Source organism: Streptomyces sp. NPDC001980 (assembly GCF_040296885.1).
Lineage (GTDB): Bacteria > Actinomycetota > Actinomycetes > Streptomycetales > Streptomycetaceae > Streptomyces.
Map to the genome: position 1 here is coordinate 233,910 of NZ_JBEOYD010000013.1, position 11,294 is coordinate 245,203.

Below are 11,294 nucleotides of genomic sequence, written 5' to 3' on the forward strand. Positions count from 1 at the left end.
CTGGCAGCGTATGGCGGAACATACCCGTCGGCGGAGGGTCCGGGGACCCAAATCCGGACCCAGTTCACCCGGTTCATCTCAGGCCACCCCCAGCCACTTGGCCGTCGCCTGGGCGCGGGTGGTGGTGTGGAGTTTGGCGAAGATGCGGTTGATGTGGTTCTTGACCGTCTTCTCGCTGATGAAGCAGACGGCGGCGATCTGCTGGTTGTTCATGCCGGACGCGATGAGGTCCATGATCTCCGCCTCCCTGCCGCTCAGTTGAAACCGGGACTGGGATGACTGTCCCATAGACGGTTGCAGTTGCGAAAGTCTTCGGGCGGCAAATTCCTTTGGCAGAGCTCGGAGTTCTGGCTTTGTGTGTGCAGTTGCGTTGCCTCTGACATGCTCCAGCAACGCGTTCGTCGCCGTCGGTGTGAAGTGCGGGCGGCCCCGGCCCACGTCCCGTACCGCCTGCGTCAGCTGCTGGGTCGTGAACTCGCCGTGGACCAGGTAGCCCCCGGCGCCCAGCCGGACGGCCTCCTGCACGAGGTCCGTCTCGTCGCTGTACGTCAGCATCATGACCGGGGCGACGCGGACCAGGTGGGGCAGGGCCGCGATGCCGTCCACGCCGGGCATGCGGACGTCCAGGAGGATGACGTCGGGTCGGTGGTGCAGGGCCGCCTCGTAGGCCGCGCGGCCGTCCTCGGCCTCCGCCACCACCGTGAGGTCGTCCGCCGCGGAGAGGACGGCCGTCAGGCCCGCGCGGATCACCGGGTTGTCGTCGGCCACCAGGACGCGCAGTGTCCTTGGCTGGTCGGTCATGTCGCCGGTCATAGCAGTGGCACCTCCACTCGGACCTCCGTGCCCTTGACGGTGGTCAGTTGGATGCGGGCGCCCACCGCCGCCGCCCGTTCCGTCATGCCGAGCAGGCCGAAGTGGCCGGTGCGGCGAAGGTCTTCGAGAGACGTGTCCGGAGGGAGGCCCCGGCCGTCGTCGTGGATCGTCACCACCAGGTGGGTGGGGGTGGTGGCCGCCCGTACGTCGACCCTCGTCGCGTGTGCGTGGCGGTGTGCGTTCTCCAGGGCTTCCGCCGCGATGCCCAGCAGCTGGCGGGCGGTGGGAGGCGGGAGCGGGACGGGGGCGGCTGGGCCGTCGTACTTCGCGGGGAGGGCCGTGCGCGCGGTGAAGCCCGCTGCCAGCGACTCCAGTTGGGACAGTACGTCGGCCTCCGGGCCGCCGCGCAGGTCCGTCAGGAGTTCGCGGGACTCCGCCGCCGCCCGGCGTGCCGCCCGCGCCAGCAGTTCCGCCTGCTGCCTGATCAGGGCCGGGTCCAGGCGGTCCGGGGACACGGCCGCCGACGCCGCGAGGCCGTCGGCGACCAGCGCCACCCCGTACAGCGTCTTGGTCACCGAGTCGTGCATCTCGCGGGCCAGCCGGGCGCGTTCCGCGCTCGCCGCCTCGGTCGCGGCCAGGCGGGCCCGGGTCGCGGTCAGGGCCTCGGTGGCGGTGCCGAAGCGAAGCATCAGGTTGCGCAGGGTCGAGCCCATCGCTCCGGTGATGACACAGAGGCCGGGGAGGAGAAGGGACTCGGCCAGTGCGGAGTGGTGCTTCAGCGTCTCCTGCGCCACGAGGAGGATCAGCGACTGGAGGGACGCGAAGACCGCCGCTCCGCGCCAGCTGTAGAGGAGGCCGGCGAGGAGAGGGGTGCAGACGCTGACGTACGCGAGGGTGGTGTCGGGGCCCGCCGAGATCAGGAGGAGGGAGCCGAAGAGGGTGTCGGCGGCCAGGAGGGTGGGGTGGCGCAGGAGGAGAGGGCCGAAGCGCTGCCAGTCCCGGAAGAGGACGTACGAGATCATGAACGTGACGACCACGGCCGAGCCGACCAGGCGGACGCCCAGGCCGGGGCTGGCGTTGAGGAGGGCGGCGGGGGTCGCCACGGCGATCATCGCCAGGCGGAGGCCGAAGACCTGGCGGCACATCGCCTGGAGGGCGCGGATCTCGACCTTCTCGCCGTCCGCAACGGTGGCGCTGTCCGGAGCGGTCGCGCCGTCCGCAACGATGGCGCTGTCCGGAGCGCTCGCGCCGTCCGCAACGGTGGCGCCGTCCACTCCGGTCACGCCGTCCGCTCCGGTGGCGCGGGGCGCGGTCTTCTCCCCGCCCCCGTCATCGTCCTCGCTGGTCGCCACGGTCGTCACCTCCGCCTACTTCCCCGTGACCGACCCGAAGTCGACCCCGGAGCCGAGCAGCAGGCCCGCGGCCAGCAGCAGCATCGTCGCCGGGACCATGAACGTGGTGATCATGAGGGTGGCCCTCGGTACCGCCCGGGCCGCCTTGCGGCGGGCGTTCTGGGCGTCGGTGCGGCGCATGTCCTTGGCCAGCGCGACCAGGGTGTCGACGATCGGCGCGCCCAGTTCCTCGCCCTGCTGGAGTGCCGTCACGAACATCGCCACCTGTTCGGAGTCGTTGCGCCGGCGGAGTTCCGCGAAGGCCTGGCGGCGGCTCATGCCGAGGTCCATCTGGCGGAGGGTGATGCGGAGTTCGTCGGCCCAGGGGCCCTCGTAGTGCGTGGCCACCCGGTCCAGGGCCTGGCGGAAGCCGAGGCCGGCGCCGACCACCACCGCGAGGACGTCGAGGAAGTCCGGCAGGGTGCGTTCGATGACGTCCTTGCGGAGGCGGATCGCCGACCAGATGCCGACCTCCGTCCAGAACGCGCCGAAGAGGAGCAGCAGGACGGCGACCAGCCACTGGCCGCGGAGGAGGAAGACCAGGAAGCCGGTGCCGCCCAGGGCGCCGTAGACGGCGCGGCGGGCCGCGTAACGGTCGATGGTCAGGCCGCCGGGGTTGCCCGCCAGGTCGATCCTGCGGCGGTACTTGGCCACCTGGCGCGGGCCCATCAGGCGCAGCACGGCGGGCGCGTAGCGCATGCCCATGCGGTCGATGAGGGAGTTGGCGGCGCCGGTGCGGGTGGCGCCCACCTCCAGGGCGATCGCCAGGTCGGAGGGGAGCTTCGCGTCCGCGCGGTACATGCGGACGCCCGCGAAGACGCCGTAGACGGCGAGGGCCATGAGGAGGGCCAGGAGGAGTGCCATGTGACATACCACCTCTTACCTATACGTCGATGCGGCTCAGGCGGCGGATGAGGACGAACCCGATGACGTACAGCCCGAAGGCGATGAGCACGGCCGCCTGGCCGAGCCCGGTGCCCGTCATGCGTGCCAGGGTGCCGTCCTTGACCCCGTTCATCAGGAACAGGGCGCCGACGCCGAGGACCGGGACGGCGTACGAGGTCATCGTCACCTGGGAGAGCTGGGTGCGGATCTCCCGGCGGGTCTCCTTGCGCTCCTCCAGGGTCTCGGTGAGGTTGCGCAGGGCGGAGACGACCTGGCCGCCGGCCCGGTTGGAGAGGACGAGCGTGGTGACGAGGACGACCAGTTCCCGGGACGGGAGCCGGTCGGCGAGCTCGCCGAGCGCGTCGTCCATGGAGTGGCCGATCGCCAACTGGTCGGCGACCTTGGCGAGTTCCTCGCCGGCGGGGGCCTCCAGCTCCTCCGCCGCCATGCCGATCGCGGTGCGCAGGGCGAGGCCGGCGTGGGTGGCGTTGGCCAGGATGCGGGCCAGTTCGGGGAGCTGGGCGATGAACCGCTCGATGCGCTTCTGCCGCTGCCAGTTGAGGAACTGGACGGCGGCGAAGACGCCGAGCAGGCCGGCGATCGGGCCGAAGAAGGGGGCGAGGGCGGCCTGGCCGATGAGCCAGAGGGCTGCGACGGCGGCGAGCATGTAGACGAGGAACTCGCCGGGCGTCACGTCCAGGCCCGTCGCCGCCAGGCGGAGTTCCAGGCGGCGGCCGGCCGACGTGCCGCGCAGGCGGCGGTCCAGGGTGCGGAACCGGCGCCGGCGGCCGGTGAGCGGGCCCTGGCCGGTGTAGGAGAGACGGTCCACCAGGGCGGCGCGCTGGGCCCGGCCGGAGGCGTAGGTGTGCAGGCCCACCACGGCCAGGAGACAGGCCAGCAGGGTGATGCCGGTGGTGAGGGTGACGAGGTCGTGGAGGGACATGGGCCGCCTACCGGGCTTCTCGGGTGGTGAGCTGGTCGAAGTGCTGGGCCACGCCGAAGGCCTGCGGGATCGGCTGGCTCGCCATGTAGAGGCGGTCGGCGGTGCGGCGCGGGAGCGGGAAGTACTGGAAGGTGCCGTAGACCCGCCCGTCGTGGGTCAGGGGCTGGGCGTCGAAGCGGGCCACGGTCGTCAGCCGGTACGGCTCGCTGCCGTGGCTGTCGAGCATCGCGATCTCGGTGATCCGGCGGGCGCCGTCCGCGAACCGGGTCAGCTGGACGATGACCTCGACCGCGCTGTTGATCTGGTCGTGCAGGGCGACGAAGGGGACCTCGACGTCCGACATGGAGGCCAGGGTCTGGAGCCGGGTCAGCGCGTCCTCGGCGCTGTTGGCGTGGACGGTGGCGAGCGAGCCGTCGTGGCCCGTGGACATGGCCTGCAGCATGTCCAGGGACTCGCCGCCGCGGACCTCGCCGACCACGATCCGGTCCGGCCGCATCCGCAGGGAGTTGCGGACCAGGTCGCGGATGGTGACCTGGCCCTTGCCCTCGACGTTCGCCGGACGGGACTCCAGGCGGACCACGTGGGTCTGCTGGAGCTGGAGTTCGGCGGAGTCCTCGATGGTGATGATGCGTTCGTGGGCCGGGATCAGGCCGGACAGGGCGTTGAGGAGGGTGGTCTTCCCGGTGCCGGTGGCGCCGGAGACGATGATGTTGAACTTCGCCTGCACCAGGCCCGCCAGCAGGAACACCATGTGCTCGTCGAGCGAGCCGAAGCCGATCAGCTCCTGGAGGGTGAAGGAGCGCGGGAAGCGGCGGATGGTGAGGGTGGGGCCGGTCAGGGAGAGCGGCGGGATGATGACGTTGACGCGTTCGCCGGAGGGGAGGCGGGCGTCGACCATGGGGTTCGACTCGTCGACGCGGCGGTTGACCGTGGAGACGATGCGTTCGATGGTCTGCATCAGCTGGTCGGCCGAGACGAAGCGGAGCGGCAACTGCTCCACGCGGCCGCCGCGTTCGACGAAGATCGCGTCCGGGCCGTTCACCATGATTTCCGTGATCGACGCGTCTTCGAGGAGTGGTTCCAGGATGCCGAGGCCGAGGGCCTCGTCGACGACGCGGCGGATCAGCTGGGAGCGTTCGACGGTCGACAGGACCGGGCCCTCGCGGCTGATGATGTGGCCGAGGACGCGTTCGAGACGGGCCCGGCGCTCGGCGGCGGCCAGCGCGCTCATCTCGGCGAGGTCGATCTCCTCCAGGAGCTTGGCCCGGTACGAGGAGACCAGGTGGCCGTCCTCGCCCCGACTGCCGTGCTCCTCGGGGGAGTTGATGCGTGCCCGCAGGCTCATGGTTGCCGTGCTCCTCGTTCAGTGGTCGACGGGCATCGTGGCGGACTTGGTGGCGTTGCCGAGATCCCAGACGATCTTCGGGATGTGGACCGTGGCGGTGACGGTGACCGAGTCGCCGCCGCCGGAGGAGGCACAGCTCACGTCGATCCCGCCGCTGACCGCGGACGAGCAGGCGGCGCCGACGTCCTCCCGCAGCGAGGCCGCGCGTGCCCCCGCCCGCGCCGCCGTCCCGGCCTGCTCGGCGGCGTAGGCGACGGCGCCGAGCTGGATGCCGGCCAGGCCGACGAGGAGGAGGATCGGGAGGAAGCCGATGTACTCGATGGCGACTTGGCCGCGGTCGCGGTACTGCCGATGGGGGTGCATCTCAGTTCTTCACCTCCTCGACCGTGCCGGCGTGGCCGTGCACGGTGACGGGGAAGTCGATCGAGCCGGGGAACAGGACCGGGACGCGCAGGGAGACGTCCGCGGTCACCGTGCCGGTGCCGCCGCACTGGTCCACCGTGGCTCCCGCCCGCCAGGCGCCGGAGAGGTCCTCCAGCGCGGCGCGCTGACAGACGCCGAAGCGTTCCCCGCGGGGGACGGCGGTGCCCGCCCGTACGCCCTCGTCGGCGGCGTTGCCCGCGAGGGTGAAGGCGTAGCCCACGAGGACGGCCTGCCACATGAGCACCAGGGTGAGGATGATGACCGGGGTCATGCCGAGGAGTTCTATGGAGACCTGTCCGCGGTCGCGCGGTCGTCGGGCGGGCGCGGCGCCGTCGTGGCTGGTCGCGCCCCCGCGGCGGTAGCCGCATATCCAATGCAGCCCCGCGCCCCTGAAGGGGCGCTGAGCGCCCCGCAGGGGCGCGGGGAACTGCGCGCTCAGGCCCCACGCACCCGCACCCGACCGACGAACCAACGACCCCGAGCCCGCCCGACCGCGCCTCACGGCAGCTCCTTCCGCCGCCGGAACCCCACCGCCGCCCGCTCCCCGCCCCGTGCCCGCCCGGCGGACCGGCGTGGCGGCGCCCCCTCCCCCGTCCGCACCAGCCCCAGCTCCCCCGCCAGCGCCCACAGCGCCTGCTTCACCGTGCTCCGCGCGTCCAGTTCGTGCATCCGGCCCGCGTCCACCGCGCCCTGGAGCTCCTTGAAGTTCGCCGGGATCGGGGTGCCCGCCAGTGCGGTTCCGGTGATGCGCTGGATCAGCGCCGGCTGGATCTCCGTACCCCTCGTGTGCCGGTTGACCACCACCGTCGTCTCCTCGGCCTTGCGGATCTGCAGCCGGTCCCACATCCGTACCGTCCGCTTGGCCGCCCGTACGGCGACCACGTCCGGCGTGGTGACCAGGAGGGCCAGGTCGGCGGTCTCCACGGCCGCCGCGCCGGCCCCGCCGAGCTGGGCGCCGCAGTCGACGATCACCACCTCGTAGCGGGAGCGCAGGGCGCTGAGGATCTGGCGGGTGGCGCGGTCGGTGACCTCCTCGCCGCGTTCGCCCTCGGCCGGGGCCAGGAGCAGGGCCAGCCCGGAGTCGTGGCGGAAGACGGCCTCGGCCATGACCCGCGGGGAGATGTCGTTGACCGCGGCGAGGTCGGCGACCGAGCGGCGGAACTGGACGTCCAGGTAGGAGGCGACGTCCCCGGTCTGGAGGTCGAGGTCGAGGAGGGCGGTGGAGTGGCCGGAGGCCTGCGCGGCGAGGGCGATCTGGACGGCGACGAGGGTCGCGCCGGTGCCGCCCTTCGCGCCGCTGACGGTGACGACGGTGCCGCCGACGCCGGCGAACACGTCGGCGCCGTGGCCGAGATGGCGCCGTACGCCGGTGGACCACTGGGCGACGGCCTGGACGCGGCCGGCCAGCTCCTCGTAGCTCAGCGGGAGCCCGACCAGGCCGCGGGCGCCGGAGTCCATCGCGGCGGCGAACAGGCCGGGGCTGGTGTCGGTGGTGACCAGGACGACGCCCACGGCGGGGAAGCGCAGGGCGACCTCGCGGATCAGTTCGAGGGCGGGGACGGGGCCGATGCGTTCGTGGACGACGACGACCTCGGGGAGTTCGTCGACGGACTCGGCGGCGGACCGGGCGAGGGTGTCGACGAGTTGCGTGGAGTCGACGACGGGGGCCAGCGGTTCGGCGTCCGGGAGCTGGCTGAGCAGGGAGACCAGGGAGCGGGCGGCGTCCGCGTCACCGACGGCGGGGAGGATCCTGATGGGCATGGAGGGCGCCTCTCACTTGTCCGTCGCGAGTTCGTAGGTGCGGTCCTTGTCCGGCACGGTGGTCGTCGTACCGGGCGCGACCAGGGCGAGCCGGACCCGCTGGGCGAAGGACTCCGCGTAGGTGAGGCGCTGGGCGTCGAGTGTGGACAGCGCGAAGGTGATGGGGACGGCGTCGCTGGGCTGCTGGTTCCGGTTGTCCGGGTCCACGTAGCTGAGCTGGGCTCCGACGTCCAGGACCCGGGCGTCGGTCACGATGATCTTCGACTCGTCGGGGTCGCTCTGCTGCTTGCCCTCGAAGGTGGCGTAGACGTTGACCCGCGAGCCCGGGGTGATCTTGCCGGCCACCCCGGTGGCCGCGTCGATCATGATGGCGACCTCCTGCTCGCCCGGCTTCAGCTCGGGCTGGTCGACGATCATGTCGGTCTGGAGCAGCGAGCCCTTCTTCAGGGTGGTGACCGCGATCTTGCCCTGGATCTGGCTGAGGCTGGTGACCGCGTTGGCGGACAGCCACCGCTCGGGCAGCGAGATCTTCTTGAACTGGCTCGCGCTCAGCGTGGTGTACGGCGTGACGTCGGACCGGAGTTCGTACGCGGTGACCTTGGGGCCGACCTCGGACTTCGCGTTGTCGATGACCGAGAGCACGCCGGCGAACGCGGCGAGCGCGCAGACGACCGACAGGATCAGGAGTATCACGCCGCGGCGCTGACGGGAGTTCATGGACCGTGCGACCTCATCGGGGAAGCGGGGAGGGTGGGGGAGCCGAGCGGTGGGTGGTACGGACCGGCCCGGGGTGTCAGGCGGGCGTCCGCTGTTCCAGCGCGCGGGGCGCCGGCGGGTCGTAGTCGGGCGGTGTGGCGGAGCAGAAGACGCAGCGGTCGCCGATGACGTCGATGCCGCACCAGTGGCAGCTGGTCTGCCGTACCGAGGTGACCAGTTGGTAGAGGACCGACAGGTCGGCGAGGTAGCTGGTGAACTCGATCATCCGGCCGGTGCCCCACCACTCGGGGGACTCGGCGGGCAGCGGGGTCTCGCGCAGACCGTGCGCGCCCCAGGCCTTGGCGAGGCCGCCGATCCAGTCGGACTGCAGCTGCCCCCTGGCGACCAGCATCCAGGTGCTGAACTCGGGGCCGTTCAGCACGGTCTCCGGGGCGATCCGGACCAGTTGCGGCTCGGGGTGGGCGACGACCCCGAACTGGGTGCCGGGCATCCAGGACTTGGCGTGCGCCTTGAGGCCGACCGGGACGCGGTCCAGCTTGGCGACGGAGCCGAGGACGGCGCCGGAGTGGATGTAGTGGGTGAGCAGCCGGCCGGCCGACGCGAGCACGCCGGGACTGAGGTCGCAGGAGGCCAGCTGCCGCAGCTGCCGGGCCAGGACGGCGATGCCGAGCGGCGGCAGGGCGGGGCGGAACAGCGCGATCCGGTCGCTCTCCAGGAGGGAGCGGAGGGTGTGCAGGCGCCGGACCACGGCCTCCGGTACGGCGTCCGAGTACACGACGACCACGTGTCCGTACTGCTCGATGAGGGCCACGAGCTCGGCGAGGGTGTGGTCGAGGGGCCGCTGGTCGAGGTCCCGGAGGACGACCGCGGGCATGGTCCGCTCGTCCTGGACCGGCAGCGCCATGTCGGCACTGGTCACGGCAATGGCAGTTGGCACGCGCAGCTCCCCGCTCTTCACACCCGGCGGCCCACCGGTGTTACTCCAATGAGCCGGGACGACTTCATTGCGTGACTTCCTCAGCACTGTAACCACGCGCCTGTGACCGGAGAACAGCGTTTGTGTAGCTGTCTGGGATCCGTGACCGCACAAGTGACGCCAAAACGGGACAGGTTGAGCATATGACCGAGGCTCGTTCAGCCCCACGGAGACTTCCCCGGACCTTTGAATTTGGTCTGGACCTATTGACACGTGAATTGGTCTGGACCACCTTGATTGTCATGCCCAGACTCATCCCCCGGCTCGTGTCCCGGCATGCCGGACAGCGACGCATCCGCACCTGGTCGGCCGTGGCCACCCTCGCCACGGCACTCGCGATGGCGGGCCTGGCCTCCGCGCCGGCCTCCGCCGCCGACGTCAACAACGTGAAGAACCCCGGCTTCGAGTCGGGCCTGTCCAACTGGACCTGTTCCGCGGCCAGCGGGACGACGGTCTCCTCCCCCGTGCACTCCGGCGCCGCCGCCCTGAAGGCGACCCCGGCCGGGCAGGACTACGCCCAGTGCAGCCAGACGGTGGCGGTCAAGGCCAACTCGACCTACACGCTCAGCGCGTGGGTCCAGGGCTCCTACACCTACCTCGGGGTGACCGGCACCGGCACCACGGACGTGTCGACCTGGACCCCGAACACGTCCTGGACGCAGCTGTCGACGACCTTCACCACCGGCGCCTCGACCACCTCGGTGACGGTCTGGACGCACGGCTGGTACGGCCAGCCCGCCTACTACGCCGACGACGTCTCGGTCTACGGCCCCGACGGCGGGGGCGGCTCCGACCCGGCCCCGACCGTCCCGGCGACCCCGGCCGGCCTCGCGGTCTCCGGTACGACGTCGTCCTCCGCGTCGCTGTCCTGGAGCGCGGTGTCGGGCGCGACCGGCTACAACGTCTACCAGAACGGCACCAAGGTCTCGGCGGTCACCGGCGCCTCGGCGACGATCACCGGACTCGCGGCCTCGACGTCGTACTCGTTCCAGGTCACCGCGACCAACTCGGCCGGTGAGTCGGCGAAGTCGTCGGCGGTGACGGCGACCACGACCGCGTCCGGCGGCAACGGCGGCGGCTCGCTGCCCAAGCACGCGGTGACGGGCTACTGGCAGAACTTCAACAACGGCGCCACCGTCCAGAAGATCTCGGACGTGCCGTCCTCGTACGACATCATCGCCGTCGCCTTCGCGGACGCGACCAGCACACCGGGCGCGGTCAGCTTCACCCTCGACTCCGCCGGTCTCGGCGGGTACACGGTCGACCAGTTCAAGGCCGACATCCAGGCCAAGAAGGCGGCCGGCAAGAAGGTCATCATCTCGATCGGCGGCCAGAACGGCACGATCTCGGTGAGCGACTCGGCGTCCGCGACGAACTTCGCCAACTCCGTGTATTCGCTGATGCAGACGTACGGCTTCGACGGCGTCGACATCGACCTGGAGAACGGCATCAACGCCACCTACATGAGCCAGGCGCTGCGCTCGCTGTCGTCGAAGGCGGGCTCGTCGCTGATCATCACGATGGCCCCGCAGACGATCGACATGCAGTCGACGTCCAACGGGTACTTCCAGACGGCCCTGAACGTCAAGGACATCCTCACGGTCGTCAACATGCAGTACTACAACAGCGGTTCCATGCTGGGCTGCGACGGCAAGGTGTACAGCCAGGGCTCGGTGGACTTCCTCACCGCGCTCGCCTGCATCCAGCTCCAGGGCGGACTGTCGCCGTCCCAGGTGGGCCTCGGCCTGCCGGCGTCGACCAGCGCGGCGGGCAGCGGCTACGTCTCGCCGACCGTGGTCAACAACGCCCTCGACTGCCTGACCAAGCTCACCAACTGCGGCTCCTTCAAGCCGTCGACCGCGTACCCCGACCTGCGGGGCGCGATGACCTGGTCGACGAACTGGGACGCGGCGGCCGGGAACGCGTGGTCGTCCTCGGTGGGCGCCCACGTGCACGCACTGCCGTAACCCGTGCAGGGGTCCCTACGTCTCCAACCCGGCCGCTTCCCGTTCCGCGACCGACAGCGGCGCCGCCGCCAAC

General features: G+C 71.2%; 11 protein-coding genes. 1 reads left to right on the forward strand and 10 read right to left on the reverse strand.

Annotated elements, in window-relative coordinates; translation table 11 throughout:
• Nucleotides 1-78: 78 nt before the first annotated feature.
• The 10 genes from ABT137_RS22050 to ABT137_RS22095 all read right to left on the reverse strand — a co-directional run bounded on the left by ABT137_RS22050 (nt 79) and on the right by ABT137_RS22095 (nt 9,197).
• Entirely contained in the window at nt 79-813 is a 735-nt protein-coding gene (locus tag ABT137_RS22050; protein ID WP_502984560.1) for a response regulator, read from the reverse strand.
• Nucleotides 810-1,958 carry a sensor histidine kinase gene (locus tag ABT137_RS22055; RefSeq protein ID WP_351711379.1) on the reverse strand — a complete coding sequence of 383 codons (1,149 nt, stop codon included), beginning with the start codon at nt 1,956-1,958 and terminating at the stop codon, nt 810-812. The genes ABT137_RS22050 and ABT137_RS22055 overlap by 4 nt, the downstream gene beginning before the upstream one ends.
• Before the next feature lie 222 nt (nt 1,959-2,180).
• Complete coding sequence (locus ABT137_RS22060; RefSeq protein WP_351711339.1) at nt 2,181-3,068, reverse strand: DUF5936 domain-containing protein; 888 nt, start codon at nt 3,066-3,068, stop codon at nt 2,181-2,183.
• Between the two features lie 19 nt (nt 3,069-3,087).
• Nucleotides 3,088-4,032 carry a type II secretion system F family protein gene (locus ABT137_RS22065; RefSeq protein WP_351711341.1) on the reverse strand — a complete coding sequence of 315 codons (945 nt, stop codon included), beginning with the start codon at nt 4,030-4,032 and terminating at the stop codon, nt 3,088-3,090.
• Nucleotides 4,033-4,039: 7 nt separating this feature from the next.
• Nucleotides 4,040-5,377: a TadA family conjugal transfer-associated ATPase gene (locus tag ABT137_RS22070; protein WP_351711343.1), complete on the reverse strand. Its 1,338-nt coding sequence runs from the start codon at nt 5,375-5,377 to the stop codon at nt 4,040-4,042.
• A gap of 18 nt (nt 5,378-5,395) precedes the next feature.
• Complete coding sequence (locus ABT137_RS22075; protein ID WP_351711345.1) at nt 5,396-5,740, reverse strand: TadE/TadG family type IV pilus assembly protein; 345 nt, start codon at nt 5,738-5,740, stop codon at nt 5,396-5,398.
• Between the two features lies 1 nt (nt 5,741).
• Nucleotides 5,742-6,071 carry a pilus assembly protein gene (locus tag ABT137_RS22080; RefSeq protein WP_351711347.1) on the reverse strand — a complete coding sequence of 110 codons (330 nt, stop codon included), beginning with the start codon at nt 6,069-6,071 and terminating at the stop codon, nt 5,742-5,744.
• Nucleotides 6,072-6,298: 227 nt separating this feature from the next.
• Complete coding sequence (locus ABT137_RS22085) at nt 6,299-7,561, reverse strand: CpaE/TadZ family protein (protein ID WP_351711349.1); 1,263 nt, start codon at nt 7,559-7,561, stop codon at nt 6,299-6,301.
• A gap of 12 nt (nt 7,562-7,573) precedes the next feature.
• Nucleotides 7,574-8,278: a Flp pilus assembly protein CpaB gene (gene cpaB / locus ABT137_RS22090; RefSeq protein ID WP_351711351.1), complete on the reverse strand. Its 705-nt coding sequence runs from the start codon at nt 8,276-8,278 to the stop codon at nt 7,574-7,576.
• A gap of 76 nt (nt 8,279-8,354) precedes the next feature.
• Nucleotides 8,355-9,197 carry a hypothetical protein gene (locus tag ABT137_RS22095; RefSeq protein WP_502984562.1) on the reverse strand — a complete coding sequence of 281 codons (843 nt, stop codon included), beginning with the start codon at nt 9,195-9,197 and terminating at the stop codon, nt 8,355-8,357.
• Nucleotides 9,198-9,496: 299 nt separating this feature from the next.
• Between ABT137_RS22095 and ABT137_RS22100 the strand changes: the two genes are divergently transcribed.
• Nucleotides 9,497-11,221, forward strand: a complete 1,725-nt coding sequence (locus ABT137_RS22100; protein WP_351711353.1) for a chitinase — start codon at nt 9,497-9,499, stop codon at nt 11,219-11,221.
• The last annotated feature ends 73 nt before the right edge of the window (nt 11,222-11,294 follow it).

What these genes read in the sequence shown, in the direction of transcription:
- ABT137_RS22080 (WP_351711347.1), bottom strand. Translation starts at nt 6,071, where the DNA reads ATGACCCCGGTCATCATCCTCACCCTGGTGCTCATGTGGCAGGCCGTC.
- ABT137_RS22075 (WP_351711345.1), bottom strand. Translation starts at nt 5,740, where the DNA reads ATGCACCCCCATCGGCAGTACCGCGACCGCGGCCAAGTCGCCATCGAG.
- ABT137_RS22055 (WP_351711379.1), bottom strand. Translation starts at nt 1,958, where the DNA reads ATGTGCCGCCAGGTCTTCGGCCTCCGCCTGGCGATGATCGCCGTGGCG.
- ABT137_RS22060 (WP_351711339.1), bottom strand. Translation starts at nt 3,068, where the DNA reads ATGGCACTCCTCCTGGCCCTCCTCATGGCCCTCGCCGTCTACGGCGTC.
- cpaB (WP_351711351.1), bottom strand. Translation starts at nt 8,278, where the DNA reads ATGAACTCCCGTCAGCGCCGCGGCGTGATACTCCTGATCCTGTCGGTC.
- ABT137_RS22070 (WP_351711343.1), bottom strand. Translation starts at nt 5,377, where the DNA reads ATGAGCCTGCGGGCACGCATCAACTCCCCCGAGGAGCACGGCAGTCGG.
- ABT137_RS22065 (WP_351711341.1), bottom strand. Translation starts at nt 4,032, where the DNA reads ATGTCCCTCCACGACCTCGTCACCCTCACCACCGGCATCACCCTGCTG.
- ABT137_RS22050 (WP_502984560.1), bottom strand. Translation starts at nt 813, where the DNA reads ATGACCGGCGACATGACCGACCAGCCAAGGACACTGCGCGTCCTGGTG.
- ABT137_RS22100 (WP_351711353.1), top strand. Translation starts at nt 9,497, where the DNA reads ATGCCCAGACTCATCCCCCGGCTCGTGTCCCGGCATGCCGGACAGCGA.
- ABT137_RS22085 (WP_351711349.1), bottom strand. Translation starts at nt 7,561, where the DNA reads ATGCCCATCAGGATCCTCCCCGCCGTCGGTGACGCGGACGCCGCCCGC.